The sequence below is a fragment of the Pectobacterium carotovorum genome, from assembly GCF_033898505.1.
Taxonomy (GTDB): Bacteria; Pseudomonadota; Gammaproteobacteria; order Enterobacterales; family Enterobacteriaceae; genus Pectobacterium; species Pectobacterium carotovorum_J.
The window spans coordinates 560398-587166 of sequence record NZ_JAXAFK010000001.1 but is presented as its reverse complement, the minus strand read 5'-3'; the positions used below and the strand labels follow the sequence as shown (position 1 = coordinate 587166).

The following is a 26769-nucleotide window of genomic DNA, read 5'->3' as shown; positions in this document are numbered from 1 at the left end:
TCCGCAATTAATAAGTACGTACTTTCGGCGGGAACGCCGGACGCAGTTTAGGCTGCATGTTCACCTCGCGGCGCGTCATGCTGTCGGTTTGCGGCAGATACAACGAATGGCACAGCCAATTCTCATCGTCACGCTCTGGGTAGTCGAAACGACTATGCGCGCCACGGCTTTCGGTACGGAAGTTGGCGGATACCGCTGTCGCATAGGCGGTTTCCATCAGGTTATCCAGCTCCAGACACTCGATACGCTGGGTGTTGAACTCGCTTGACGTGTCATCCAGACGCGCATTTTTCAGGCGTTCGCGGATCACTTTCAGCTCTTCCAACCCTTTCGCCATCGCATCGCCTTCGCGGAAGACCGAGAAGTTATTCTGCATACAGGATTGCAGCGCTTTACGGATTTCAACCGGATCTTCCCCTGAACGGGTATTGTTCCAGCGGTTCAGACGATCGAGCGATGCTTCAATATCGGAATCGCTGGCATCACGGCTGGCGCCCTGCTCTTCCAGAGACTCTTGCAGGTGAATACCCGCCGAGCGACCGAATACCACCAGGTCGAGCAGCGAGTTACCGCCCAGACGGTTGGCACCATGCACCGATACGCAGGCAATTTCACCCACGGCGAACAGCCCTGGAATCACCACATCTTCGCCTTTCTCATTCACCGTCAACGCCTGACCGCTCACTTTGGTCGGAATACCGCCCATCATGTAGTGGCAAGTTGGGATAACCGGAATCGGCTCTTTCACCGGATCGACGTGAGCAAACGTACGGGACAGTTCCAAAATACCCGGCAGACGGGATTCCAGAACGTCTTTACCCAGATGATCCAGCTTCAGCTTGGCATGAGGTCCCCACGGACCTTCACAGCCGCGGCCTTCACGAATTTCGATCATGATGGAACGCGCAACCACGTCACGCCCCGCCAGATCCTTCGCGTTCGGCGCATAGCGTTCCATGAAACGTTCACCGTGCTTGTTCAGCAGGTAGCCGCCTTCACCACGGCAGCCTTCGGTTACCAGCACACCCGCGCCAGCAATACCGGTCGGGTGGAACTGCCACATTTCCATATCCTGCAACGGAACGCCGGCACGCAATGCCATGCCCACGCCATCACCTGTATTAATGTGGGCGTTGGTCGTAGACTGGTAGATACGGCCCGCACCACCCGTCGCCAGTACGGTCGCTTTGGCTTTGAAATAGACAACTTCACCGGTTTCGATACAGATCGCCGTACAGCCGACAACCGCGCCATCCTGATTCTTCACCAGATCGAGGGCGTACCACTCGGAGAAAATGGTCGTATGGTTTTTCAGGTTCTGCTGATACAGCGTATGCAGCAGCGCATGGCCAGTACGGTCAGCTGCGGCTGCGGTACGCGCGGCCTGCTCGCCGCCAAAATTCTTGGACTGACCGCCGAACGGACGCTGATAAATGCTGCCATCGTCCAGACGGGAGAACGGTAAACCCATGTGTTCCAGTTCCAGAATCGCTTCCGGGCCGGTTTTACACATATATTCAATCGCGTCCTGATCGCCAATGTAGTCTGACCCTTTTACGGTGTCATACATGTGCCATTCCCAGTTATCTTCATGGGTGTTACCCAGCGCAACGGTAATACCGCCCTGCGCAGATACTGTATGGGAACGGGTTGGGAACACTTTCGATAACAGGGCACAGGACAGGCCCATTTGGGAGATTTGCAGCGCGGCACGCATACCTGCGCCACCCGCACCAACAACCACTGCATCAAATTCTCTGACTGGCAAATTCATCACGCACCCCACACCACAATAGTTCCATAAATGACGTACACCAACAGCGCCACGACAATCGCCAACTGTAAAGTCAGGCGTAAGGCCAGCGGTTTAATGTAGTCGGTCAGCACTTGCCACATCCCTATCCAGGCATGAACCAGAATGGAAAATAACGTTAGCAGTGTGAATACTTTGGTGAGAGCCATCGCGAAGAAACCACGCCAGATTTCATACGTGATATCGCCAGCCGTAGCAATAAAACCAATGATATAAATTACATACAGAACAATGACGATGGCGGAAGCGCGAATCAGTAACCAATCGTGTACGCCATTGCGTCCTAACGCAGAAGCATTGCTTACCATACGAGGACTCCAGCCAGAATTGAAAGCACGACAGTAATAATAAAGGAGATATTTGCAGAACGCTTACCTGCGGCAAGGTCTTCTTCTATATAGCCAAAATCCATCAAGAGATGACGTAAACCACCAACAATGTGATAAGCCAACGCAACGAGGATGCCCCAAACGATAAATTTAACGATGAAGCTATCCATAATTTCCGCAGCGCGCAGGAACCCTTCCTCTGAAGAAAGAGAAGTGCCCAACAGCCACAGTAAAATACCGACAGCGACAAAGGTGATAACGCCGGAGACGCGGTGAAGAATAGATGCTATCGCAGTAACGGGAAACTGGATCGTCTGCAATTCCAGATTGACAGGTCTTTGTTTTTTCACGGATTTGCCCACACAGCTTTTATTATTGTTTCTTCCTCCGGGCCTGATGTGAGGTCAGACAGTATGAAAGTTGCAGCCCTGAAGAGTGGGTTTACGATACGCGCTCAAACATCGACATTCCGGTGTCTAAACAGCGCATGATCCTTTCATACTGGGTGCTCCTACTGCAGGGTGATTCCGGAGACCTGGCGGCAGTATAGGTCCTTCACATTCCTATTACAATTCCCATACAAACTGTTTGGTGACATTTGCCCCGAACAGTGATTTAGATCACGAATTTCACAATTTATATAAAATTAATTATCTGATTTGACAAAAGTTCAACATTTCAATTACAACTAGGGGATTGAGTTCCTTATGATGTGTTAAAGCACACGGCGACACTTCCACACTGGCGTAACTTATGTAACAGTGGAGAGAGTCCACGTAAAAGTCATAGGTAATGACTAGAATCTATTCAGAGCACAACTCATTATCTGAATATCGTTAATTACCTGGAGAACGAATTTTTCATCCTGAATGCGGCGATCCGCCTTACTCTGTACCCTATTTGACGACTGTGTCACGACAGAGTTTCACCGGCCATTATTCTTGCCGGTGCACAGGCATGACGGTATTTCTTCAGTGAAAATTTTTAAAATTAAAGCGCTAAGGAGACTGTAAATGGCTGATAAAAAAGCAACACTTACTCTAGAAGGTAAAGAACCAATTGAGCTAAATGTCCTATCCGGCACACTAGGACATGATGAGATTGATATTCGTCCCCTCGGTTCCAAAGGTTACTTCACATTTGACCCCGGTTTTACCTCTACTGCATCTTGCGAATCAAAGATTACCTATATCGACGGTGACGAAGGCATTCTGCTGCACCGCGGCTTCCCGATTGCCCAACTGGCTGAAAAATCTAATTATCTTGAAGTGTGTTACATCCTGCTGTTCGGTGAAGTCCCGACGGTAGAACAGTATGAAACCTTCAAGACGACCGTGACTCGCCACACCATGATCCATGAGCAGATTACCCGTCTGTTCCACGGTTTCCGTCGCGATTCACACCCAATGGCCGTATTGTGCGGCGTGACTGGCGCGCTGGCGGCGTTCTACCACGATTCACTGGACATTAACATTGAGCGCCACCGTGAAATCGCGGCCTATCGCCTGCTGTCCAAAATGCCGACCGTCGCAGCAATGTGCTACAAATATTCACTGGGTCAGCCGTTTGTTTATCCGAAAAACAACCTGTCCTACGCGGGTAACTTCCTGCACATGATGTTCTCTACGCCTTGTGAAGAATATGTTGTGAATCCGGTGCTGGAACGCGCCATGGACCGTATTCTGATCCTGCATGCCGATCACGAACAAAACGCTTCAACCTCTACCGTCCGTACCGCTGGCTCGTCTGGTGCGAACCCGTTTGCCTGTATCGCCGCGGGGATCGCCTCGCTGTGGGGACCGGCGCACGGTGGCGCGAACGAAGCCTGTCTGCGTATGCTGGAAGAAATCAGCAGCGTGGAACACATTCCTGCGTTTATCGAGCGTGCAAAAGACAAGAACGACTCCTTCCGTCTGATGGGCTTCGGTCACCGTGTGTACAAAAACCACGACCCGCGCGCTACCGTCATGCGTGAAACCTGCCATGAAGTGTTGAAAGAGTTGGGTAGAAAAGATGACCTGCTGGAAGTGGCGATGGAGCTGGAACATATCGCGCTGAACGACCCGTACTTCATTGAGAAGAAACTGTACCCGAACGTGGACTTCTACTCCGGTATCATCCTGAAAGCGATGGGTATTCCGTCTTCCATGTTCACCGTTATCTTCGCGATGGCGCGTACCGTGGGCTGGATTGCGCACTGGAACGAAATGCACGACGACGGCATCAAGATTGCCCGTCCGCGTCAGCTGTATACTGGCTATGACAAACGTGACTTCGCATCCAATCTGAAACACGATTAATCCATTCAGTATCTACACGAAAAGGCCGGATATAGTATCCGGCCTTTGTTGTTTCAGACCGGTATTTCGACTACTTCTGGCAACCCGGGCACCAATAGAATGGGCGTGATGACAGCATGGTTCTTTCGATGATTCCACCGCAGCGCTCACAGCGTTCCCCTTCACGATGGAAAACCTTGAACGAAAAAATCGCCCCGTGATGTCGATTTTCATCAACGGTGCCGCGCGTGTTGTAGGACAATCGGGGAATCTCCAGCAGCGCCTGACTTAACGTCTGCAACTGGTCCTCATTCAGCTGTGCTGCTGTATGTTGCGGCGCCAGCTGTGCCTGCCAGAGAATCTCGACGCGCAGGTAATTCCCTAGTCCCGCAAGAAATGCCTGATCCAACAGCAGCCCACTAAACTGGCGACGGCGAAAGCGCGGTAATAACAGACGCTCATACACCTGTTCCTGTGTCAGTGAGAGATCCAAGACATCAGGGCCAACACGTTGCAGGAAAGGATGCGTCGAGAGCGTCTCCTGCGTCAGCATTTCAATATCGGACGCGCTATAAAGCAGAATGGCGCGATCCTGCGTTTCCAGCCGGACGCGCAAATCCCGCTTCGTTTCCGGCGACTCACCAGCATTTACGACTCGCCACACGCCATACAGCTGGTTGTGGCTATACAGCACCCGATCGTTGCTAAAATAGGTCAGCAGCGCTTTTCCGCGCGTTTCAATCTGCCTGACCTGCTGCCCGACCAATTCTGCTTCGTATGGCTTCAGTTCTGGAAACGCAAACCAGACTCGCGTCAGCGTTTTTCCCACAACGGCCTCAACCAGCTTATCGGCCGCCCGGCGAATTTCCGGTCCTTCCGGCATACCTTACTCCCTGAAATTCAGACATATTGCGCGATTAATCACTCTAATGCAGCGCGCCACCCGTCACCGCCACATCCACCTGCTGCACCAGCGACTGCTTGATCATCACTTCCAGCGCCGCCGTCACGAGCGGCGTAGGCATGCTCGGTTCACCGGGATGTCGCGCAGCCTGTTCCGGCGAATAGGGGATGTGAACGAACCCGCCGCGCACCACATCGCCCTGTTGGTGCAGGTGATGTAAAAGCCCGTACATCACATGGTTACAGACAAACGTCCCCGCAGTTTGCGATACCGAGGCAGGAATGCCCGCCACACGTAACGCCTGCACCAACGCTTTCACCGGCAGCGTCGAGAAATACGCCGCTGGCCCCTTTTCGACTACGGGCGTGTCAATCGGTTGGTTGCCTCGGTTATCGGCAATGCGGGCATCATTAATATTAATCGCCACGCGTTCGACAGAAATATCAGCGCGACCGCCCGCCTGCCCCACCGCAATCACCACTTCCGGTTGCCATTCCGCGATGGCACGGTAAAGCTGTTCCAGCGACACATCAAAAACACAAGATAAACGGCAGGCGACCACGCGTGCGCCGCCGACTTCCCGCTGGTGAAGCACTTTTACCGCTTCCCATGAGGGATTAATCGCTTCACCCTCAAAAGGTTCAAACGCCGTAATCAAAACGGTTTTCATCGGTTATCCCCGTCCTACAAAAAATAATGATTATGCCGCAGCAACCGTTATCTGGTGCTCGTTAAAGCAGCTGCGCAATTTGCGGGCAAACAGCAGCGCATGTTGTCCATCGCCATGAATACACACGGTATCCGCCTGCACATTAACCCAGGAACCGTCGATTGCCCTGACCCGTTGGCGCTGAATCATTTCCAGCGTCTGCGCCAGCGCCAGCTCATCGCTGTTAATCAGCGACCCCGCCTGAGTGCGCGGCACTAGCGTTCCGTCAGGCAGATAACAGCGATCGGCAAACACTTCCTGACGCGTTTCCAGCCCCAGCCGTTGCCCGGCACGAATTAATTCGCTTCCAGCCAGCCCGACCAGACGCAGCGCGGGATTGACGACCTTCACCGCCTTGGCTATCGCATCAGCCAGCGCTGGTTCACATGCAGCCTGATTGTAAAGCATGCCGTGGGGCTTTACGTGCGACAGCGTGCCCCCTTCAGCAGCGACAATCGCGCTGAGTGCGCCAAGCTGGTACACCATCTGTGCGAAGACAATTTCCGCAGGCACATTCATCGCCTTACGGCCAAAATTTTCACGATCGGGAAAACTCGGGTGAGCGCCAAGCGCAACACCATAGCCGATTCCCCAACGCACTGACTGACGCATGGTTTGCGCGTCGCCAGCATGAAATCCGCAGGCAATATTGGCAGAGGTCACCAGCTTCAGCAGCGCTTCGTCGTTCTCCCCCCCCTCGCCCAGATCGGCATTCAGATCAATAATCATGCAGCCTCCACGCCAGTTGTTCGAGGTAACGTCGCTGTTCTTCGCCCGCTTTTTGCGCCTGTGCCTGGGTACAGTGAATAAAGTGTATCGGCTCACCGAGCCGGATTTGCGCCAGATGGAATAAATCCGCCTCGATTACCGTCGCCATACGCGGATAACCGCCGGTTGTCTGCGCATCCGCCAGCAGTACGATAGGGTGACCATTATGCGGAATCTGTACGACGCCCGGCAGCAGCCCATGTGACGGCAGTTCACGCGGCTTGTTGCCTGACAAGGCGGAACGCTGTAGCTCAGCGCCCAGCAAACGGTAGCCCATGCGGTTACTTTGCGGGCTCAACTGCCAGGAGGTTCGCCAGAACAGCTCCTGCATCTCTTCGCTGAATTCCTGATACTCCGGCCCCGGCAATGCCCGCACGCGGTTGCTGAACAACAGCTGCTTAATGCCGACTTCCCGCGTCAATTCACGAGTCGGCGTACCCAGCGGAAGCTCATCGCCATCCATCAGCAAACGTCCATTAAAACCACCAAAACCCGCTTTCAAATCGGTACTGCGTGAACCGAGCGCCTCTGGCACATCCACGCCACCGGACAGGGCCAGATAGCTGCGCATTCCATTACGCGGCATACGCATTTTTAACGTTTGTCCCGGCTTCACGGCGAAACGCCAGCCTGTCCAGAGCGGTTTACCATCCAGATCGGCATGACAATCTGCACCAGTCAGCGCTACCCAACAGGCGGTAGTGAATGTTGCGGTAAACTTGCCCAGCGTAATTTCCAGCGCCGCAGCGTTCTCCGCGTTGCCCACCAGCAGGTTAGCCATCTTCAGGGCGGGCAGATCGAGCGCGCCTGACTGGCTGATGCCCAAACGGCGAAAACCGACACGGCCGCCGTCCTGCACCGAAGTATGCAATCCGGCATGGATAACTTTCAGCATACGCCCTCCTTCTGTGGCAGAAACCGAACGTTATCGCCAGGACGCAACAGCGTGGGCGGCATCGTTTGTGGATTAAACAATTTCAACGAGGTGTGACCAATCAGTTGCCAGCCGCCCGGCGTCGCCAGCGGATAAATCCCCGTTTGTGCCCCACCAATCCCAACCGACCCTGCTGGCACGCGCAGGCGCGGTTCGGCCCGACGCGGCATGTGCAGTTTCTCGTTTAACCCACCGAGGTAGGCAAAGCCAGGCTGAAAACCCAAAAAGTAGACCACATACTGTGCGGCTGCATGTGCTTCCACAACCTGACTCACTGTCAGGCCACTGTGAGCGGCAACTTCCGCCAGATCCGGCCCCGCGTCTCCGCCATAGACAACAGGAATGTCGATATCACGTGGATCAAACACCAGCGATTCACTCTCTTCCCACCAGCGCTGCAAGCGTTCAATCGCATCCAACGCCACCCGCTGCGGATTCGCCAGCAGCACCGTCAGGTTGTTCATGCCCGGAATCGCTTCCAGCACCTCTTCATGGTGGTTCAGGCGCTCGGCAAGCCCCCATATCCGCTGCTGGCTCTCCAGCGACATTGGCGGTTCCAGTTCCAGAACGACCGCTCTCTCGCCCAGAAGATAACATCGTGCTCGTTGCAATCTTTCCTCCTGAATCGCGTTTTATCCGTCATGGTGAACATGGCTAAATGATTAGCGTTGCTTACCGATTCGTTTTCTTCTCAACAGCTAAGCAACAACAATGCCAACATAAAAAACGCGGCATCATTCCTGTGCGATACAGAGACGTTCAGCCCATCACGCAGGGTTAGGAATATCAATAAATGTCACATCAAAACCGTGCTGTGCCGCCAGCCACTCGCCCAGCGCTCGAATGCCGCCGCGCTCGGTAGCATGGTGCCCGGCAGCGAAGAAGTGCAGCCCCATTTCGCGCGCGATGTGGATGGTTTGCTCAGACACTTCACCGGTAATAAACGCATCGACTCCAAATCGGGCCGCTTGTTCAATAAAGCCCTGACCACCGCCGGTACACCAGGCCACGCGCTGTATCTGTTGCGGTGCATTATCACCACAATGCAGCACGGTACGCCCCAGCCGCTTTTCTACACGACGGCAAAAGGCATCCGCCGTCATGGGCTGCGCCAGCTCTCCATACGGCACCAGCGGCTCAATCGCTCCCTGTACCTGAATCTCAAGCAGTGCCGCCAACTGGGCGTTATTCCCCAGTTCAGGGTGTGCATCCAGCGGCAGATGATAGCCATACAGATTGATATCATTGACCAGTAGCGTTTTCAGCCGATTGCGCTTCATGCCGCAGACAATCTGCGGTTCGTTTTTCCAGAAGTAGCCGTGGTGCACCAAAATGGCATCGGCCTGCTTTTCTACCGCCGCATCCAGCAGCGCCTGTGAAGCCGTTACGCCTGTCACAATACGTTTTACTTCTGCACGCCCCTCAACCTGTAAACCGTTCGGCGCATAGTCCTGAAACGTCGCCGAGTTCAGTTTCTCATTAATGATTCTTTCCAGTTCCACATTACGCATACTTACTTTTCTCTTCTCGATCGTTATCCGCCATGCCGATACTTTTTGCCGCTTCAAACGCCGCCAGCGTGCTCTGACGCGCGGTTTTATGATCGACGATTGGCAGCGGATAGTTCAGCTGATGATGTTGTTTGTCAGCCCACCGATGGGGCTGATGAATATCTTTATCCGGCACAGCGGCCAGCTCAGGCAGCCAGTGACGAATAAACCGCCCTTCAGGATCGAAGCGCTCGCCCTGCGTTGTCGGGTTAAAAATACGAAAATAAGGTGCAGCATCGGTGCCAGTCGACGCGGCCCACTGCCAGCCGCCGTTATTCGCCGCCAGATCGCCATCCAGCAGTTGCGACATAAAGTAGCGTTCGCCTTCGCGCCAATCGATCAGCAAATCTTTGACGAGAAAACTGGCGCAGATCATACGCAGGCGATTGTGCATCCACCCCGTTTCATTCAGTTGACGCATCGCCGCATCCACGATCGGGTAGCCGGTTTTACCCTGCTGCCAGGCGGCTAAATCCTCCGGCGATTCTCGCCATTTCACCCACTGCGTCCACGCGGTGAACGGTCGGTGTTTACACAGCTGCGGCCAGGACACAATCAGGTGGCGGTAAAATTCACGCCAGACCAGCTCGTTAAACCAGGTAAATGCCCCGCCTTCACGCCGTTCCAGCATATCCGGGCACTCAGCGCGCAGACGATTAAAACATTGGCGCGGCGATACTATCCCAAGTGCCAGATACGGAGAAAGTTTGCTGGTGCCGGGCAGCGCGGGGAAATCCCGCTGCTGGTCGTAATCCTGTACCTGTTCGCGGCAAAAACGGCGCAGTTGCTGCAACGCCGCACGTTCGCCACAGGGGAAATCGTCGCTATCCACGTCGCGCTGCGGATAGCTGAACGGCGTCAGTGCCGCCATGTTATTGAGCGGCTCACCGCGCGCGTCCGGTGCCGGTACGCACGTCGTCTCCGCCTCCAACAGCCGTTTGATAAAGGCCTGACGAAATGGCGTAAACACTTTATACATCTCGCCGTTGCCCGTCAGCACGCTGCCCGGTGGCAGCAACAGGCTGTCATGATAGCCGTGACAAACCACGCTATCTGCCAGCCAATCCTTTACCTGCTTATCACGCAGCCGCTCGTTAATTTCATACTGATAATTGTAGAAAAGGTCGGTGGCCTGCTGCTGCGCACAAAATTGCACCAGCCAGTCAACCGATGCCGCAAAGTCAGCACATTCATGGTAATGCAGCGGGATCCCTTTCTCGGCCAGCGCATGCTGCACCGAGGTCAGGTTTTCCAGCAGAAAGGCCGCCTGACGCGATGCCATATCGTGCTTTTCCCACTGCGCAGGCGTCGCGATAAAAACCGCCAGCACGCTGGCGTTCGGATCCTGACAGGCCGCGTACAGCGCCAGATTATCGGTAATGCGCAGGTCGTTGCGCAGCCAGACTACATGTGTAACGGCGTGATGTGTAACGGCATGCGTGGTCATGAAACTCCTCGGGCGGTCAAACTAGTGTCCGTAACGCAGGCGTAATGCCTCCGGGTACGGCTCAAAGTAACGCTGCTGAGCCAGATACGCATCGGGGTATTCCGCCATGTAATGTTTCAGCAGCGTGATAGGCGCCAATAGCGGCTGCAAACCTTGCCGATAGCGATCGATGAGCTGCGCCAGCTCCTGCCGCTGTTGAGAATTAAGCTGACGCCGGAAATAGCCCTGCACGTGCATCAGCACATTGGTGTGATTGCGCCGCGTCGCAGGCGTCGACAGCAGCTTCATGAGCCGTTTCCGGTATTCAACAATGTAATCTTCCAGCGATTCCCATTTATCGATTCCCGCAACAAACGGCCCCAGTTCGCGATATTCCGGCTGGGAATGCGCCAGCAGCAGTAATTTATAGCGGCTATGAAAGGCAATGAGCGCGCCGCGGCTCAGCCCGTCTTGCCATAGCTGATTCAGTTCGTGTAGCGCATAAACGCGTTCAATAAAATTCTCCCGCAAGCCGGGATCGTGCAAGCGTCCATCTTCTTCAACCGGTAGCCAGGGCATTTGTCGCATCAGTTCCTGCGTAAACAGGCCGACTCCGCTTTTACGCGCATTCTTTTGCCCTTCATCGTAAACCTTCACGCGTTCCATACCGCAGCTTGGCGATTTCGCGCAGACGATATAACCGCATAAGTGCTGAAGCTGGCTGACTTTGTCAGAGGAAAACACCGTCATCTGCTGGGTGACATCCAGCGGCGAACCATTGCTGGCACGCAGCGTAATGTGGCTTTCCCCTTCTCGCACCAGCCTGAGTGCCGGACGCGGCACCGGTAGACCAATCGCCATTTCCGGGCAGACTGGTTCAAAGCGAAAATAAGGTGCCAGTTGTTCAACGGCAAACGTCAGACGCTTGTGCCCGCCATCAAACCGCACGGGATTACCGAGCAGACAGGCGCTGATACCAACAGGGATGAGTTCGAGCGTCATGATTTATCCTTATACCCGTCATATTTCAAGCTGTATGCACGTTCGCATTCTGTAAACCCTCTGACCAGCATAGCGGATTTCACCACGATTCTGTGCAGTCGCAGCGAAGAATAAAGTAATAAATCATGAGATTGATGGATTATATCGCTCAAATAAGGCGGTTTTCTCTGCGGCCAAAATGCCTATCAAAAACGCGCGCCGCTGGCATCTTTTCGTCTGTCATCAAATAGCCTTATTCCCCCATTACAATCCCCATTCCGATATAGAGTCCCAAAGAGGATACCCCATGTTTTTTCCCCTGCTTTACTGGCGGGACGCTTTCCTATGCCCTTTAACCAGGCAGCCCGAAAGCACCCGTCCGATCCACCGATATCAAAATGGATATCGCCTCCCGTTATTGCACGGAGGTGATGATGACCACCGCTGAACTCACCACGCCCGCCGCGATTGCGATCGACAACCTGTCCCATGCTTTCGCAGGGAAAACGGTGCTCGACGCTATCAGCCTCAATGTACCAAAAGGCACCATTCTGGCCTTGCTGGGGCCTTCCGGCTGCGGCAAAAGCACATTGCTAAAACTGCTGGCCGGTCTGTTACAGCCGGACGCGGGCACCATTCATTTTGGCGATCGTCAGGTTGCCGGTCATCAGCTATCCCTGCCGCCAGAGCAGCGCAATCTGGGCATGGTCTTTCAGGATTATGCGCTTTGGCCACATATGACCGTTGCACAAAACGTCGGGTTTCCACTGCTGATGAGAAAGGTTCCACGCGATCTCTGCCGCCAACGCGTTGAAGTCACGCTAGCACGCGTCGGTCTGGCTGATTTTGGCGATCGCAAACCGGCCGATTTATCCGGCGGTCAGCAACAGCGAGTCGCGCTGGCGCGCGCCATTATCGCGGAGCCGAACATCCTGCTCTTCGATGAACCGCTATCCAATCTCGACCGGGATCTACGTGAATCGCTTTGTCAGGAGATGGCATCGCTCTTACGCCATCTTGGTACCACCGCCGTGTATGTCACCCACGACAGAGGCGAAGCCAACATACTGGCGCATCGTATTGTTCACATGTCGCAAGGCCACATTACTGATATCACCACACTTTAACTTTGGGGAAAAATGCAATGAAAAACACACTGTTTACCATGAATCAACGAGGCATCATTATGGGTATAGCTCTCTCATTAGCAGCGGTAGCAAGCAGCGCACAGGCCCTGACGTTGTACACCGCCGGACCGGGAGCACTGGCAAAAAAACTGGCTGCGGGTTATGAAAAGCAGACCGGCGTGAAAGTCGATGTCTTTCAGGCAACAACCGGTAAAGTCATGGCCAGACTGGAAGCCGAGCAGGCTAACCCACGTGCCGATGTCCTGATTTCTGCCTCCTGGGATACGGCGACAGATTTGCAGCAGCGCGGCTGGCTGTTGGAATTTGATAGCCCGAATGCGGCAACCGTACCTGCACAGTTCAAAACCCCTTTCTACGTGGCACAGGGCATTTCCGCGCTGGGTATTGTGTGGAACAGCAAGAGCGGCACGCCAGAACCCAAAGACTGGAACGACCTCACCAAGCCTGAATTTAAAGATAAAGTCACCACGCCAGATCCCGCGCTGTCCGGTGCTTCACTCGATCTGCTGATTGGTTTGCAAAATGCGGAAAAAGATAAAGCCTGGGACATGTTCGATCGCTTAAAAGCCAACGGCATGATCATCGCAGGCCCGAACGCCCAGGCATTAACGCCCGTGCTGCAAGGGGCGAAAGCCGCCGTCTTCGGAGCTGTAGACTACGTTTCTTACGGCAGCATGGAGTCTGGCGAATCCATTAAAGTCATTTTCCCTTCCAGCGGCACCGTCATTGCCCCTCGTCCGATGATGATCCTGAAAAGCAGCAAAAACCAGCAGCAGGCAAAAGACTTCATCAACTATATGTTGTCGCCTGAAGGCCAAAAAGCCGTGGCTGAAGCCTGGTTGATGCCTGCACGTCAGGACGTTGATGCCAAGCGTCCTCTGTTTAAGAACCTGACGTTGCTGCCGGAAGGCGATAGCGCCTCAGCTTCCCGTGCTGCCGTTCTCGATCGCTTTGCGGCCTTATTTGGTCAGCGCTAAGCCTGTTCAGTCATGACATACCCAGGATAGTTTGAGCTGTAGGGCAACACGTTCGCGTTTTACATCACACGATATTCTTGAGCAAAAATGCATAAATCCACGGAGGGATTGAGCAACCCAGTGAGTGCTCATACAGCTTGAAGTATAACGAGTATCGATAATGCCTTGCTGGCGACCGTCAGCAAGGCTGGAGTATTGGATGAACAAGTTTACTTTACTGCCACTGCTTACGGTGGCGGTACTTTTTACGCTGGTTGGCATTCCCGTATTGTTCGTTGTGCTACAGGCAATTTTCCCGAATTTGGGTTCAGGTTCCCTTGCGAACCCGTTCTCGGCCTTTGCAGACATCTTTGCTCAGGCGCGGCTATTCGCCCTGTTGAAAAATACGCTGCTGCTTGGGCTGGGTGTTGCTCTGTGCTGTGCGGTCATTGCTATTCCACTTGGTGCGTTACGCGGGCTCTTTGCGCTCCCACTGGCAAGATTTTGGGATTTACTGTTTCTCATCCCATTCCTGATCCCACCTTATATCGCCGGGCTGTCGTGGATGCTGGCGCTACAGCCACGAGGTTATGCCGAGCAGCTATTGCCTATTCAACTGGGAGAAGCGCTGTTTTCACTGCCCGGTATGATTGGCGTAATGACGCTGAACATTTTCCCAGTCGTCTATTTCGCCGTTTCACGCAGTATGGCCGCAAGCGGAAATCGCCTGGCGGATGTCGCTCGCGTTCACGGTGCCAGCGGCTGGCAGGCATTTCTGCGGGTCACGCTGCCATTGTCACTACCTGCAACCGCAGCCAGCCTGCTGCTCGCCTTTACGCTGGCGATCGAGGAGTACGGCATTCCCGCAGCACTGGGATCGCGTGCCGGTGTTCAGGTATTGACGACAAATATCGAGCAGCGTCTGGCGGACTGGCCTATCGACCTATCCGGTTCAGCGGTGCTGTCTTTGCTATTGGTTGCTATCGCGCTCTGTGCATTTACCCTGCAACGGGCGATTGTCACCGGTAGCAATGTGGAAACGACCACAGGTAAACCCGCCGCCATTGTGACTCGTCCGTTAGGAGTATGGCGCTGGCCGGTATTAATACTGTTTAGCACCGTCGGGCTGCTGGCCGTAGGGATTCCACTGGCGTCCATGCTGATTACGGCGTTTTCTGCCACGATGTCCAGCGCGATTTCCTGGCAAAATTTAACCTGGCAACACTTCACTATGTTGGTTGATTACGAAAACGAAGCGCTACCCGCGTTGACGACCAGCCTGGGACTGGCGGTCGGCAGTGCGTTACTGACGGGAACGGTTGGCTTTCTCGCAGCGTGGTTTGTGGTCGCCAAGCGTATTCGGGGTGCGGCCGTGTTGGATGGGCTATCGATGCTACCCGCCGCGCTGCCGGGCATTGTTGTCGGCGTGGGATTGATACTCGCCTGGAACCAAAGCTTCTGGCCGATCACGCCCTATAACACCTGGGTGATTTTGCTGCTGTCATACAGTTGCCTGCTGCTGCCCTATCCCGTCCGCTACAGCAGCGCGGCACTCGCGCAAATCGGCAATAATCTGGAATCCGCGGCGCGCGTTCACGGCGCTAGCGCAATGGCGGCATTGCGATTCATTGTTCTCCCGCTGGTATTCCCCAGCCTGCTGGCAGCGATGATGCTGGTCTTTGCCGTTGCATCGCGCGAGCTGGTGACGTCACTCCTACTTTCGCCTGCCGGCGTGCAAACGGTGTCTATTTTCGTTTGGCGTCAGTTTGAACAAGGTTCCGTCGGAGATGGTATGGCGATGGCAAGCGTTGCAGTGTTTATCAGTTTATCGGTGATGTTGCTGGCGTTACGATTTCATGCGCTAAAAACAAAATAAGCGCCAAATCCGCTAGTGGAAATGACGCTTATTGATTGCCGTTGAATGGCCATACTGTTTTAAACCGGTGACGTCAGTATGCAAATGCAGTAGCAAAATACTGGCGTCACCATGACTCGCACAGGGCGGTCAATGGCAGCCTGGCTGCGATAGGTTTAATAGAAATCGCAGGCGGCAGCTTCGGACTGCGCCATCCATACCGGTTTATCGCTGGTTTTCAGCCAGACGCGGTGTAAATAGCTGTAAAAACGCGCCCGATCGCGGCGGAACAGCATCACCGGTAACGCCAGTACGCCGATGGCAACCACGGCGGCGCGACGCAGGAGAATACGGTGCAAGGGATAAGTAGTATAAAGCGACATAACGATCCTCCTCTGGGATAAGCGCCCTTGTTCAGCGGCGCTTTTCATAACGATAAAATAAGAACTGTGACATTGGTTAAAATTTTACCGCCTTTTCTGAAAGTTTACTACTCATCTGACCAGTAAAAGATGAAATAATCGCCAGTTTTTTCATCATCACGTCATTAAGTTACAATAACGTTAAAAATAAACTTACCATTAGTTAATTTATGGTTTTTAGATTGGATCAATTTATTCCCTTTTCTTAATACCTGCTTCCCACCGCAGACGATGTTGTTGGCACCGCAGCCCATTACTCTCTCCGACAGTCTACTTTTCAGCCCATTTTTATACTTTTTTTACGCCCACATACGGGAAATTTGCACCTTCTTTTCCTGCGTTTTCCTACTCTGACGCTGTCTATTTTGTTCTGGAGGTGTGTTGTGACGCTTAGCATCGTCTTAGGCGGCCTGCTCGTGCTGCTGTTACTGGTCTATCTGGTTTATGCCTTGTTGAAGGCGGAGGAATTCTGATGGCCGCTGACGCTTTTCTACTGATCTTTGGCCTGCTGCTTACCGTGCTGATCGTCGCTCAGCCGCTGGGCAGCGGACTGGCCCGTCTGATTGAGGGCGAAACGGGCGCGTTCCTGCAAAAGTTTGAAGCGGGAACGGCACGCCTTTTCGCTTTCGATACGACGGAGATGCGCTGGCAGCAGTATGCGGCGGCTATTCTGACGCTTAACCTGATCGGCATTGTCGTCTTGTTTGTCCTGTTAATGGCGCAGGGGGTTCTGCCGCTTAACCGAGAAAATATGCCGGGGCTGTCGTGGCATTTGGCGTTAAACACGGCAATCAGCTTTGCCACCAACACCAACTGGCAGGCTTACAGCGGTGAAAACACGCTCAGCTATCTGAGTCAGATGGTTGGCCTAACAGTACAAAACTTCTTGTCCGCCGCCAGCGGCATCGCCGTCGCTTTCGCGTTAATCCGGGCATTTTCCCGTCGCTGCGTCGACACGCTGGGCAACGCGTGGCTCGATCTGTTTCGTATCACGCTGTATGTGCTGCTGCCACTGTCCCTGCTGCTGGCGCTGTTTTTTGTCAGCCAGGGCGTGCTGCAAAACCTGCTGCCTTATCAGCATTTGACCACGCTGGACGGTGCAGCCCAAACGCTGCCGATGGGGCCGGTTGCCTCACAGGAAGCGATTAAACTGTTGGGCACCAACGGCGGCGGTTTCTTTGGCGCCAACTCGGCGCACCCGTTTGAAAACCCGACTGCGCTGAGCAACATCGTGCAAATGCTGGCGATCCTGTTGATTCCTACTGCGCTGTGCTTCGCCTTTGGTAAAGCCGTCAGTGACAACCGTCAGGGCCATGCACTGCTGTGGGCCATGGGGCTAATTTTTATCGTCGCAGCTGCCGTGGTGATGAAAATGGAGGTCATCGGTAACCCGCATCTGCTGGCATTAGGCGCGGACAGCACCGCAAATCTGGAAGGTAAAGAGACGCGTTTTGGCGTTCTGACGTCCAGCCTGTATGCCGTTGTCACCACGGCCACCTCAACGGGGGCGGTGAACGCGATGCACGACTCTTTCACCGCGCTTGGCGGCATGGTTCCCATGTGGTTGATGCAGATTGGTGAAGTGGTGTTCGGTGGCGTCGGTTCTGGCCTGTACGGCATGCTGCTGTTCGTCCTTCTGACCGTCTTTATTGCCGGCCTGATGATTGGCCGCTCGCCGGAATATCTGGGCAAAAAGATCGAAGTCTACGAGATGAAGATGACGGCGCTGGCGATTCTGATTCCCCCTGCGTTAGTGCTGCTCGGCACGGCGCTGGCGCTGAGTACGGAAGCCGGACGTAGCGGCATTCTGAACCCCGGTGCACACGGTTTTAGCGAAGTGCTCTATGCCGTGTCCTCTGCCGCGAACAACAACGGCAGCGCGTTTGCTGGCCTGAGCGTCAACACACCGTTCTACAACGTTCTGCTCGCTGTCGCCATGCTGCTGGGCCGCTTTGCCGTCATGGTGCCCGTGCTGGCTATCGCTGGTTCGCTGGTTGTGAAAAAGCGCCAGCCGGAAAGCAAAGGCTCATTGTCCACCCGCAGTCCGCTGTTTATCGGCATGCTCATCGCCATCGTTCTGCTGATTGGCGCACTGACGTTTATCCCTGCACTGGCGTTAGGGCCAGTCGCTGAACATTTACAGTTCGGCCTGACTCACTAAGGCTGGAGACTTTTTATGACTCGTCACACGATGAATCATCAGGCAACACAGGAACCGACCTCCGCCCAGCAGGGCGAGGCTTCCCGCCACGTTGGCAAACGTAAACAGCAAACGCTGTTTGATAGAACATTAATCCGCTCGGCGCTGAAAGATGCGTTGAAGAAACTCGATCCGCGCGTGCAGTGGCGCAATCCGGTCATGTTCGTGGTGTATCTCGGCAGTATGCTGACCACCCTCGTCTGGCTGGCTATTCTGGCCGGTAAAACGGAAGGGAACGCCATGTTTACCGGGCTGGTATCACTCTGGCTGTGGTTTACTGTTTTGTTCGCCAATATGGCCGAAGCGCTGGCGGAAGGTCGCAGCAAAGCGCAGGCAAACGCGCTGAAAGGCGTCAAAAAAACCAGTTGGGCTAACAAGCTCTCCGCACCGCATCACGATGCCAGTTCGGAATCGGTGTCGGCCGATAGCCTGCGCAAGGGCGATATCGTGCTGGTGAGCGCGGGCGAAACCATTCCGTGCGACGGTGAGGTGCTGGAAGGCGGCGCGTCCGTCGATGAAAGCGCCATCACCGGAGAATCCGCACCGGTGATCCGTGAGTCCGGCGGCGATTTCGCTTCCGTTACCGGCGGCACGCGCGTGCTGTCCGACTGGCTGGTGATTCAGTGCAGCGTCAATCCCGGCGAAACGTTCCTTGACCGGATGATTGCCATGGTCGAAGGGGCGCAGCGTCGGAAAACCCCGAACGAAATCGCGCTGACCATTCTGCTGATCGAGCTTACGCTCATCTTCCTGCTGGTCACTGCCACGCTCTACCCGTTCTCCTGGTTCGGCGTACAGGCGAATAATAGCGGCGATGTTGTCGGTGTGACCGTACTGGTCGCCCTGCTCGTCTGCCTGATCCCCACCACCATCGGCGGCCTGCTGTCGGCTATCGGCGTGGCAGGGATGAGTCGGATGCTGGGCGCTAACGTGATTGCCACCAGCGGGCGTGCCGTCGAGGCGGCGGGCGATATTGACGTTCTGCTGCTGGATAAAACCGGCACCATTACGCTGGGTAACCGCCAGGCTTCGGCTTTCCTGCCCGCACCGGGTGTGACCGAACAGGCGCTGGCTGACGCCGCGCGTCTCGCGTCCCTGGCGGATGAAACGCCTGAAGGCCGCAGCATCGTAGTGCTGGCGAAGCAGCGTTTTGATCTGGCAGATCAGGACCTCACATCGCTGGACGCCACCTTTGTTCCCTTTACGGCGCAGACACGCATGAGCGGCGTCAATTTTGGTCAGCGTACCATTCGTAAAGGTGCCGTCGATGCCCTGCGCCGCTACATTGAAGCGAACAATGGCGATTTCCCGCATCAGGTCGAAGAAGCCGTCTCCAACGTCGCACGCAGCGGAGGGACGCCGCTGGTCGTTGCAGAAGGCAAGCGCGTGCTTGGCGTGGTGGAACTGAAAGATATCGTGAAAAGCGGCATCAAAGAACGCTTTGCCGAGCTGCGCAGTATGGGGATCAAAACCGTGATGATCACCGGCGACAATCCGCTCACCGCAGCGGCGATTGCCGCAGAAGCCGGCGTCGATGATTTTCTGGCGGAAGCCACACCGGAAACCAAGCTGGCGCTGATTCGCCAGTATCAGGCCGAAGGCAGACTGGTGGCGATGACGGGCGACGGCACGAACGATGCTCCCGCGTTGGCGCAGGCCGATGTCGCGGTCGCCATGAACTCCGGCACGCAGGCAGCAAAAGAAGCAGGCAACATGGTTGATTTGGACTCCAATCCAACCAAGCTGATCGAAGTGGTGCACATCGGTAAGCAGATGCTGATGACACGTGGCTCGCTGACGACGTTCAGTATCGCCAACGACGTGGCGAAATATTTCGCCATTATCCCAGCCGCCTTTGCTGCCACCTACCCGCAGCTCAATGCGTTAAACGTGATGCAGTTGCACTCCCCCACCTCGGCTATGCTGTCGGCGGTGATCTTCAATGCGCTGATTATCGTGTTTCTGATCCCGCTGGCGCTCAAAGGGATTAGCTATCGCCCCATGAGCGCAGCGGCGCAATTAAGCCGCAATCTGTGGATTTATGGTCTTGGCGGGCTGCTGGTGCCGTTCCTCGGTATCAAGCTTATTGATATGTTGCTGACTGGGCTGAATCTGGCTTAAGGACTGACGGGTATACGCTATGCGCTATTTACGTTCCTCTTTGTTTTTATTCTTATTATTACTGCTGTTTACCGGTCTGGCCTACCCGCTGCTGACAACGGTGCTGGCACAGTGGCTGTTCCCGACACAGGCAAACGGATCGCTGATTTACCGTGAGAATACCGCCGTGGGGTCATCCCTGATCGGGCAGTCATTCAGTCGAGCGGGCTATTTTCAGGGGCGTCCTTCCGCCACGTCAGATGCGCCTTATAACGCGCTGGCGTCCGGCGGTAGCAATCTAGCCGCCAGCAATCCAGCGCTGGACAAACAGATCGGTGAACGCGCCGCGCATTGGCATCAGTTGGTTGGCAATCAGCAGCCGGTGCCTGCTGAACTGTTGACGGCATCCGGCAGCGGGCTGGATCCGCAGATTTCCCCAGAAGCCGCACGCTATCAGGCGCTCTACATCGCGCAGGCCAGAGGAATGTCGCTCCAGCAGGTGCAGCAATTGATCGATCGCTTTACCGAAACGAGTAAGCCCGCGTTCATTGGGCAGCCGGCGGTCAATGTCTTGCTGCTGAACCTGGCGCTGGATAAGGAAAAACCTCTGCCTTAATCGACAGTGCGTTATTATTAGTGACTATACGGGGAGCCAGACTCCCCGCCGTCTTTGCTGCGGCCTGACCATCGTTCAGGCCGCGCTAATAAGGGATAGAACATGATTGACGGTGAAGATCGTCGCCCGGATCCCGATAGCCTGCTAGCTCAGGTCGGTGCGCCACCGCGCGGCAAGCTGAAGATCTTTTTTGGCGCCTGTGCGGGCGTCGGAAAAACCTATTCCATGTTGCAGGAAGCCCAGCGGCTGCGTGCACAAGGGCTGGATATTCTTGTCGGCGTGGTCGAGACCCACGGCCGCAGCGAAACGGCTGCGCTGCTGGAGGGTTTACCGCTGCTGCCGCTCAAGCATTTTCGCCACCATGGTCGCCATACTGTCGAGTTCGATCTGGATGCGGCGCTGGCACGCTGTCCGGCGCTGATTCTGATCGACGAGTTAGCGCACAGCAACGTGAGCGGATCGCGTCATCCCAAGCGCTGGCAGGACGTGCAGGAACTGCTCGATGCCGGTATCGACGTCTTTACGACGGTAAATGTTCAGCATCTGGAAAGCCTGAACGATGTGGTCGGCGGCGTTACGGGGATTCGGGTACGAGAAACCGTACCGGACCCGATATTCGATCAGGCCAGCGAAGTCATTCTGGTGGACTTGCCGCCGGACGATCTGCGGCAGCGCCTGAATGAGGGCAAAGTGTATCTGCCGCTACAGGCCGAGCGCGCCGTCGAGAATTTTTTCCGCAAAGGCAATTTAATCGCCCTGCGCGAGCTGGCGCTGCGGCGCATGGCGGATCGGGTTGACGATCAAATGCGCGCCATGCGTGCCGGACAAGGGCGCGAGCAGGTCTGGCATACGCGCGATGCCATTCTGTTATGCATCGGCCACGGCACGGGTAATGAAAAACTGGTGCGAACAGCGGCACGACTGGCAGCGCGGTTAGGCAGCGCCTGGCACGCCGTTTACGTCGAAACCCCGCGCCTGCACCGCTTGCCTGAACCGCAACGGCGCGCCATCTTGCGGGCGCTCAAGCTGGCTCAGGATTTAGGGGCAGAAACGGTGACGCTGTCCGAACCCGACGAGGAGCTTGCCGTCCTGCGCTACGCGCGTGAGCACAACCTCGGCAAGATCGTCATTGGTCGCCACGTAGAGCAGCGCTTCGGCTGGTGGTGGCGCACTCGCTTTGCCGAACGGCTCGGCCGACTGGGGCCGGATCTCGATCTGGTTGTAGTCGCCGTGCAGGACGACGTGCCAGCCGCGCCGATTAAAACGCCCGATGCGCGCGGGCTGGTAGAAAAATGGCGTATGCAGCTGTTTGGCTGCGGGCTCGCCACGCTGCTGTGCGCCTTGATCACCCTACTCGCCTCGTGGTCGCCGTTTGCCATGCTGGAACCGGTCAATCTGGTGATGATTTATCTGCTGGCCGTGGTGATTGTTGCGCTCTTCTTTGGCCGCTGGCCGTCGGTGTTCGCCGCCGTCATCAACGTCGCCAGTTTCGATCTCTTCTTTATTCTGCCGCGCGGCACGTTTGCCGTGTCGGATGCGCAATATCTGGTCACCTTTGCCGTGATGCTCGGCGTCGGCCTGCTGGTCGGTAATCTGACCGCAGGTGTACGCTATCAGGCCAGAGTCGCCCGTTATCGTGAGCAGCGCGTGCGCCATCTGTACGAGATGTCCAAGGCGCTGAACCGCAGCCTGTCCAGCACTGATATTGTCGAAGCCAGCCAGCATTTTCTCAGCACGACGTTTCAGGCCAGGATCGCAGTTCTGCTCGCCGATAGCCTGCACCATACCTCGCCGGAACTCGCACAGCCTGCGCGAGACGGTCAGCAGTTGATTGTCGATCATGCTATCGCCCGCTGGAGCTTCGATCATCGCGCGCCGGCCGGAGCGGGAACGACGACCCTGCCCGGCGTGTCGTATCAGATCCTGCCGCTCGCCACCACACAGCAAATCTTCGGCGTGTTGGCAATCGAGCCCAATAACGCCCGCCAGCTGATGATCCCCGAACAGCAACGCCTGCTGGAAACCTTTACCGTGCTGATCGCCAACGCGCTGGAGCGTCTGCACCTGATGCAAAGTACGGAAAATGCCCGGCTGGATGCCGAGCGCGAACAGTTGCGTAACTCGCTGCTCGCCGCGCTTTCGCACGATCTCCGCACGCCGCTGACCGTACTTTTTGGTCAGGCCGAGATTCTGACGTTGAATCTGGCAAGCGAAGGGTCGCCCTATGCCCAGCAGGCCAACCAGATCCGCCAGCATATTTTAAACACCACACGGCTGGTGAATAATCTGCTCGATATGGCGCGTATTCAGTCGGATGGCTTTAACCTGCGCAAAGAGTGGCAAACACCGGAGGAGCTTATCGGCAGCGCCCTACAGCAGTTGGAAAGCGCGCTGGCGAAAAACACCATTCAGGTTAATCTACCTGATGAGATGGTTCTGGTTTATTGTGATGCAGGGCTGGTGGAACGCGTGTTCATTAACCTGTTGGAGAATGCGCTGAAGTACGCCGGAGAGCAGGCCACCATTGAGATTTCAGCAAGCATTATTCCAGCAAGCCTTATTGCAGAGAGCACCGCCCCGCAGCACGATGCGCAGGAAAGCGTGCTGGAAATCATCGTGCAGGATAATGGCCCGGGGATTGAAATCGGTCAGGAAAGCATGATTTTTGATAAATTTTCCCGTGGTCACAAAGAGTCATCGATTCCCGGCGTAGGGCTGGGGCTGGCAATCTGTCAAGCAATTGTGGAAATTCACGGTGGCCGTATTTGGGCAGCCAATGCGAAAAACGGCGGTGCCGCTTTCCATTTCACCTTACCGCTGTCGACACCGCCGGATCTCGAACCAGAAGATATTGAGGAGCACTGAATCCATTGCAGGCCACTATTCTAATCGTTGAAGATGAAAAAGAGATCCGTCGTTTTGTTCGTCAGGCGCTGGAGGGCGAAGGCTGCCGCGTGTTTGACGCCGAAACGATGCAGCGCGGCTTGCTGGAAGCGGCCACGCGCAAACCCGATCTGATTATTCTCGATTTGGGCCTGCCGGACGGCGACGGTATCGACTACATTCGCGATTTACGTCAGTGGAGCAACCTGCCCGTGATTGTGCTGTCTGCCCGTGCCGACGAGCAGGATAAAATAGACGCGCTGGATGCCGGTGCCGATGATTATCTGACGAAGCCGTTCGGCATCGGCGAACTGTTAGCACGATTGCGCGTCGCGCTGCGTCGCCACAGCAACACACAGCAGGAAACGCCGCTGGTGAGCTTCGGTACGATCACCGTGGATTTACTCAATCGGCAGGTGAATCGTGACGGTCAGGAACTGCACCTGACGCCCATCGAATTTCGTCTGTTAGCCACACTCCTCGCTAACCCAGGCAAAGTGCTAACGCAACGCCAGCTACTGACGCAGGTTTGGGGGCCGAACGCCGTCGAGCACAGCCACTATCTGCGCATTTATATGGGGCACTTGCGCCAGAAGCTGGAAAGCGATCCGGCAAGACCACGCCATCTCTTGACTGAAACCGCTATCGGTTATCGTTTTATGCCGTAAAATCATCTTTCTGTATCAGGCGACGTCCGTAGAGAATGTTTCCCGCGGTACGCGCCTGTCTTTTCTTCAGGAATACGCCGTCATGAGTAGTTGGTTAATTTACGCCTTGCTGTCTGCTGTGTGCGCCGCGATGGTCGCGATATTTGGCAAGATTGGTCTGCAAAATCTGGACGCCAATACGGCGACCGCAATTCGTGCCGTCATCATGGCACTTTTTCTGGTGGGAGTGGTGGTCGCACAAGGCAAGCTGGCGCTGGTCGGTGAGGTTGTTGCCAATAAAAAAGCGTTGTTGTTTATCGTGCTCAGCGGCGTCGCGGGGGCGCTGTCATGGCTGTTTTACTTTGTCGCATTGAAGAACGGTAACGTCGCCCAGGTCGCCCCGATCGATAAGCTCAGCGTGGTTTTTGCTGTCGTGCTGGCAGTCATTCTGCTGGGAGAAAAGATTTCGCTGATGGCGGGAGCCGGCGTGGCGCTGATTTCCGTGGGAGCGCTGCTGGTCGCACTGGGATAAAGGCGTTCTGCGTTTTCTGTTCGTACAAGATTAAAAAAGGCGCTGCAAGCAGCGCCTTTTCACTTATTTAGCCGTTGCGAGTACCGCACTGACAATTTCTACCGCTTCTTTCTCGATGCGCTCGCGGTGTTCCACCCCGAGGAAACTTTCACAGTAGATTTTGTAGGCCTCTTCCGTGCCGGAAGGACGCGCGGCAAACCAGCCGTTCTCCGTCATCACTTTCAGGCCGCCAATCGATGCCCCGTTGCCCGGCGCAGCGGTCAGGCGCGCAGTAATCGGATCGCCTGCCAGCGTGCTGGCCGATACCTGCTCAGGCGACAGCTTGGACAGTACGGCTTTCTGTGCATGCGTCGCAGAGGCCTGAATACGGTTGTAGCTCGGCGCGCCAAAGCGCTGTGCCAGCTCATCATAATGCTGCTGTGGGTTTTTACCCGTCACGGCCGTAATTTCCGCCGCCAGCAGACACAGGATGATGCCGTCTTTGTCCGTCGACCACGGCGTACCATCAAAGCGCAGGAAGGACGCCCCCGCACTCTCTTCACCGCCGAAGCCAAAGCTGCCGTCATACAACCCGTCAACGAACCATTTGAAGCCAACCGGTACTTCCACCAGCTTACGGCCCAAATCTGCCACGACGCGATCGATCATCGCACTGGATACCAGCGTTTTGCCGACAGCAACAGACTGTCCCCACTGTGGACGATGCTGGAACAGATAGTTGATCGCCACCGCCAGATAGTGGTTCGGGTTCATCAGCCCGGAAGGGGTGACGATACCGTGGCGGTCATAATCAGGATCGTTGGCAAACGCCAAATCGAATTTATCACGCAGCGCCAGCAGCCCAGCCATGGCGAATTCTGACGAGCAGTCCATACGAATCACGCCATCGTGATCCAGCGACATAAAGCGGAATGTCTGATCGACCGCATCGTTCACCAGCGTCAGATCCAGCTTGTAGTGCTCGGCAATACGCTGCCAGTAGGCAATGCCGGAACCACCCAGCGGATCGACGCCCAGTTTCAGACCGGCGCGTTGAATCGCCGCCATGTCCACCACGCTAGCCAGCCCTTCTACATACGGCTGAACCAGATCCTGCTCGTGGACATGTCCGCTTTTCCACGCCTGATCCAGCGTAATACGTTTCACGTCACGCAGTTCATCTGCCAGCAAGGCATTTGCGCGCTTCTCAATCACGCTAGTGAGATTGGTATCTGCCGGGCCACCGTTCGGCGGATTATATTTAATGCCGCCATCTTCCGGCGGGTTGTGGGACGGCGTGATTACAATACCGTCCGCCAGCGCACCACCCTGACGGTTGTGAACCAGAATGGCGTTAGACACCGCAGGCGTTGGGGTAAAACCATTATCCAACTGCACGATCACATCGACGCCGTTGGCAGCCAGCACCTCAAGCACGGAGATAAACGCAGGTTCGGAGAGCGCGTGAGTATCTTTACCGACATAGCACGGGCCGCTGATGCCTTGCTTTTTACGCTCTTCAGCAATCGCCTGTGCGATCGCCAGAATGTGCAGTTCATTAAAGCTATGGCGCCCCGCGCTGCCGCGATGGCCAGATGTACCAAATTTCACCGCATGCGCTGTGTTGCCGACTTCCGGCTGCAGCACATAATATTGTGACGTTAACTGTGCCACATTAATCAAATCGCTCTGCCGGGCAGGCTGTCCGGCCCTTGGGTGATTAGCCATTGGCGCTTCT

24 protein-coding genes are annotated in these 26769 nt (G+C 55.4%); 11 read left to right on the top strand and 13 right to left on the bottom strand.

The annotated features are described in order from the left end of the window. Window positions 1-7: 7 nt before the first annotated feature. Genes sdhA through sdhC form a run of 3 tightly spaced genes read right to left on the bottom strand, consistent with a single transcriptional unit; the run spans window position 8 to window position 2504 of the window. Complete coding sequence (gene sdhA / locus R9X49_RS02515) at window positions 8-1774, bottom strand: succinate dehydrogenase flavoprotein subunit (protein WP_319847082.1); 1767 nt, start codon at window positions 1772-1774, stop codon at window positions 8-10. Then, complete coding sequence (gene sdhD / locus R9X49_RS02510; RefSeq protein ID WP_010284997.1) at window positions 1774-2121, bottom strand: succinate dehydrogenase membrane anchor subunit; 348 nt, start codon at window positions 2119-2121, stop codon at window positions 1774-1776. The genes sdhA and sdhD overlap by 1 nt, the downstream gene beginning before the upstream one ends. Continuing rightward, a complete protein-coding gene (gene sdhC / locus R9X49_RS02505) occupies window positions 2115-2504 on the bottom strand; it encodes a succinate dehydrogenase cytochrome b556 subunit (RefSeq protein WP_015839512.1) in 390 nt (129 codons plus the stop codon). Before sdhC ends, sdhD begins: the two co-directional genes overlap by 7 nt. 651 nt (window positions 2505-3155) lie before the next feature. On the opposite strand from sdhC, the gene R9X49_RS02500 reads away from it, so the two are divergent. Further along, entirely contained in the window at window positions 3156-4442 is a 1287-nt protein-coding gene (locus R9X49_RS02500; protein WP_319847081.1) for a citrate synthase, read from the top strand. Window positions 4443-4512: 70 nt separating this feature from the next. On the opposite strand, the gene nei is transcribed toward R9X49_RS02500, so the two are convergent. From nei to R9X49_RS02460, 8 genes are all read right to left on the bottom strand, one after another. Next, entirely contained in the window at window positions 4513-5304 is a 792-nt protein-coding gene (gene nei, locus R9X49_RS02495) for an endonuclease VIII (RefSeq protein ID WP_319847080.1), read from the bottom strand. A gap of 43 nt (window positions 5305-5347) precedes the next feature. Continuing rightward, window positions 5348-5995, bottom strand: a complete 648-nt coding sequence (gene pcp / locus R9X49_RS02490; RefSeq protein WP_319847079.1) for a pyroglutamyl-peptidase I — start codon at window positions 5993-5995, stop codon at window positions 5348-5350. Window positions 5996-6025: 30 nt separating this feature from the next. Further along, a complete protein-coding gene (pxpA, locus tag R9X49_RS02485; protein ID WP_319847078.1) occupies window positions 6026-6763 on the bottom strand; it encodes a 5-oxoprolinase subunit PxpA in 738 nt (245 codons plus the stop codon). After that, window positions 6753-7697: a 5-oxoprolinase subunit PxpC gene (gene pxpC / locus R9X49_RS02480; RefSeq protein WP_319847077.1), complete on the bottom strand. Its 945-nt coding sequence runs from the start codon at window positions 7695-7697 to the stop codon at window positions 6753-6755. Before pxpC ends, pxpA begins: the two co-directional genes overlap by 11 nt. Further along, window positions 7691-8347 (bottom strand): 5-oxoprolinase subunit PxpB, encoded by a 657-nt coding sequence (gene pxpB / locus R9X49_RS02475; protein WP_319847076.1) that lies wholly within the window; start codon window positions 8345-8347, stop codon window positions 7691-7693. The genes pxpC and pxpB overlap by 7 nt, the downstream gene beginning before the upstream one ends. Window positions 8348-8503: 156 nt before the next feature. After that, complete coding sequence (locus R9X49_RS02470; RefSeq protein ID WP_319847075.1) at window positions 8504-9247, bottom strand: type 2 GTP cyclohydrolase I; 744 nt, start codon at window positions 9245-9247, stop codon at window positions 8504-8506. Continuing rightward, window positions 9240-10733 (bottom strand): deoxyribodipyrimidine photo-lyase, encoded by a 1494-nt coding sequence (phrB, locus tag R9X49_RS02465; protein WP_319847074.1) that lies wholly within the window; start codon window positions 10731-10733, stop codon window positions 9240-9242. Before phrB ends, R9X49_RS02470 begins: the two co-directional genes overlap by 8 nt. Before the next feature lie 21 nt (window positions 10734-10754). Beyond that, window positions 10755-11714, bottom strand: coding sequence for a 2-thiouracil desulfurase family protein (locus tag R9X49_RS02460; RefSeq protein WP_319847073.1), 960 nt, complete (start codon window positions 11712-11714; stop codon window positions 10755-10757). A gap of 413 nt (window positions 11715-12127) precedes the next feature. On the opposite strand from R9X49_RS02460, the gene R9X49_RS02455 reads away from it, so the two are divergent. The 3 genes from R9X49_RS02455 to R9X49_RS02445 all read left to right on the top strand — a co-directional run bounded on the left by R9X49_RS02455 (window position 12128) and on the right by R9X49_RS02445 (window position 15673). Beyond that, complete coding sequence (locus tag R9X49_RS02455; RefSeq protein ID WP_319848565.1) at window positions 12128-12820, top strand: ABC transporter ATP-binding protein; 693 nt, start codon at window positions 12128-12130, stop codon at window positions 12818-12820. 17 nt (window positions 12821-12837) lie between these two features. Then, on the top strand, window positions 12838-13818 hold the full coding sequence (locus R9X49_RS02450) for an ABC transporter substrate-binding protein (RefSeq protein ID WP_319847072.1): 981 nt from the start codon (window positions 12838-12840) through the stop codon (window positions 13816-13818). Between the two features lie 199 nt (window positions 13819-14017). Further along, window positions 14018-15673: an iron ABC transporter permease gene (locus R9X49_RS02445; protein ID WP_319847071.1), complete on the top strand. Its 1656-nt coding sequence runs from the start codon at window positions 14018-14020 to the stop codon at window positions 15671-15673. Between the two features lie 155 nt (window positions 15674-15828). Here the strand turns inward: R9X49_RS02445 and R9X49_RS02440 are convergent, their stop codons facing one another. Next, window positions 15829-16035: a YbfA family protein gene (locus R9X49_RS02440; protein ID WP_010299142.1), complete on the bottom strand. Its 207-nt coding sequence runs from the start codon at window positions 16033-16035 to the stop codon at window positions 15829-15831. A gap of 422 nt (window positions 16036-16457) precedes the next feature. On the opposite strand from R9X49_RS02440, the gene kdpF reads away from it, so the two are divergent. The 7 genes from kdpF to R9X49_RS02405 all read left to right on the top strand — a co-directional run bounded on the left by kdpF (window position 16458) and on the right by R9X49_RS02405 (window position 25052). Further along, window positions 16458-16547, top strand: a complete 90-nt coding sequence (kdpF, locus tag R9X49_RS02435; protein ID WP_014914657.1) for a K(+)-transporting ATPase subunit F — start codon at window positions 16458-16460, stop codon at window positions 16545-16547. Next, window positions 16547-18235, top strand: coding sequence for a potassium-transporting ATPase subunit KdpA (gene kdpA, locus R9X49_RS02430; RefSeq protein ID WP_319847070.1), 1689 nt, complete (start codon window positions 16547-16549; stop codon window positions 18233-18235). The genes kdpF and kdpA overlap by 1 nt, the downstream gene beginning before the upstream one ends. A gap of 15 nt (window positions 18236-18250) precedes the next feature. Further along, entirely contained in the window at window positions 18251-20395 is a 2145-nt protein-coding gene (gene kdpB / locus R9X49_RS02425; protein WP_319847069.1) for a potassium-transporting ATPase subunit KdpB, read from the top strand. Window positions 20396-20414: 19 nt separating this feature from the next. After that, the gene (gene kdpC / locus R9X49_RS02420; protein WP_319847068.1) at window positions 20415-20990 is read left to right on the top strand and encodes a potassium-transporting ATPase subunit KdpC; all 576 of its coding nucleotides are present in this window, start codon (window positions 20415-20417) and stop codon (window positions 20988-20990) included. A gap of 102 nt (window positions 20991-21092) precedes the next feature. Next, window positions 21093-23855 (top strand): two-component system sensor histidine kinase KdpD, encoded by a 2763-nt coding sequence (gene kdpD / locus R9X49_RS02415; RefSeq protein ID WP_319847067.1) that lies wholly within the window; start codon window positions 21093-21095, stop codon window positions 23853-23855. A 5-nt stretch (window positions 23856-23860) separates the two neighbouring features. Continuing rightward, window positions 23861-24541, top strand: coding sequence for a two-component system response regulator KdpE (gene kdpE, locus R9X49_RS02410; protein WP_319847066.1), 681 nt, complete (start codon window positions 23861-23863; stop codon window positions 24539-24541). Window positions 24542-24623: 82 nt separating this feature from the next. Continuing rightward, window positions 24624-25052 (top strand): EamA family transporter, encoded by a 429-nt coding sequence (locus R9X49_RS02405; RefSeq protein ID WP_010309405.1) that lies wholly within the window; start codon window positions 24624-24626, stop codon window positions 25050-25052. A gap of 63 nt (window positions 25053-25115) precedes the next feature. Here the strand turns inward: R9X49_RS02405 and pgm are convergent, their stop codons facing one another. Continuing rightward, entirely contained in the window at window positions 25116-26759 is a 1644-nt protein-coding gene (gene pgm / locus R9X49_RS02400; protein ID WP_319847065.1) for a phosphoglucomutase (alpha-D-glucose-1,6-bisphosphate-dependent), read from the bottom strand. Between the last annotated feature and the right edge of the window lie 10 nt (window positions 26760-26769).

Bases quoted from the DNA above. Each gene is read 5' to 3' on its own strand.
- pxpA (WP_319847078.1), bottom strand. From the start codon at position 6,763: ATGATTATTGATCTGAATGCCGATCTGGGCGAGGGGGGGGAGAACGAC.
- kdpD (WP_319847067.1), top strand. From the start codon at position 21,093: ATGATTGACGGTGAAGATCGTCGCCCGGATCCCGATAGCCTGCTAGCT.
- R9X49_RS02450 (WP_319847072.1), top strand. From the start codon at position 12,838: ATGAAAAACACACTGTTTACCATGAATCAACGAGGCATCATTATGGGT.
- R9X49_RS02460 (WP_319847073.1), bottom strand. From the start codon at position 11,714: ATGACGCTCGAACTCATCCCTGTTGGTATCAGCGCCTGTCTGCTCGGT.
- R9X49_RS02455 (WP_319848565.1), top strand. From the start codon at position 12,128: ATGACCACCGCTGAACTCACCACGCCCGCCGCGATTGCGATCGACAAC.
- pgm (WP_319847065.1), bottom strand. From the start codon at position 26,759: ATGGCTAATCACCCAAGGGCCGGACAGCCTGCCCGGCAGAGCGATTTG.
- sdhD (WP_010284997.1), bottom strand. From the start codon at position 2,121: ATGGTAAGCAATGCTTCTGCGTTAGGACGCAATGGCGTACACGATTGG.
- kdpB (WP_319847069.1), top strand. From the start codon at position 18,251: ATGACTCGTCACACGATGAATCATCAGGCAACACAGGAACCGACCTCC.
- nei (WP_319847080.1), bottom strand. From the start codon at position 5,304: ATGCCGGAAGGACCGGAAATTCGCCGGGCGGCCGATAAGCTGGTTGAG.
- R9X49_RS02445 (WP_319847071.1), top strand. From the start codon at position 14,018: ATGAACAAGTTTACTTTACTGCCACTGCTTACGGTGGCGGTACTTTTT.
- R9X49_RS02440 (WP_010299142.1), bottom strand. From the start codon at position 16,035: ATGTCGCTTTATACTACTTATCCCTTGCACCGTATTCTCCTGCGTCGC.
- pxpC (WP_319847077.1), bottom strand. From the start codon at position 7,697: ATGCTGAAAGTTATCCATGCCGGATTGCATACTTCGGTGCAGGACGGC.
- R9X49_RS02470 (WP_319847075.1), bottom strand. From the start codon at position 9,247: ATGCGTAATGTGGAACTGGAAAGAATCATTAATGAGAAACTGAACTCG.
- sdhA (WP_319847082.1), bottom strand. From the start codon at position 1,774: ATGAATTTGCCAGTCAGAGAATTTGATGCAGTGGTTGTTGGTGCGGGT.
- R9X49_RS02405 (WP_010309405.1), top strand. From the start codon at position 24,624: ATGAGTAGTTGGTTAATTTACGCCTTGCTGTCTGCTGTGTGCGCCGCG.
- kdpC (WP_319847068.1), top strand. From the start codon at position 20,415: ATGCGCTATTTACGTTCCTCTTTGTTTTTATTCTTATTATTACTGCTG.
- kdpA (WP_319847070.1), top strand. From the start codon at position 16,547: ATGGCCGCTGACGCTTTTCTACTGATCTTTGGCCTGCTGCTTACCGTG.
- pcp (WP_319847079.1), bottom strand. From the start codon at position 5,995: ATGAAAACCGTTTTGATTACGGCGTTTGAACCTTTTGAGGGTGAAGCG.
- R9X49_RS02500 (WP_319847081.1), top strand. From the start codon at position 3,156: ATGGCTGATAAAAAAGCAACACTTACTCTAGAAGGTAAAGAACCAATT.
- phrB (WP_319847074.1), bottom strand. From the start codon at position 10,733: ATGACCACGCATGCCGTTACACATCACGCCGTTACACATGTAGTCTGG.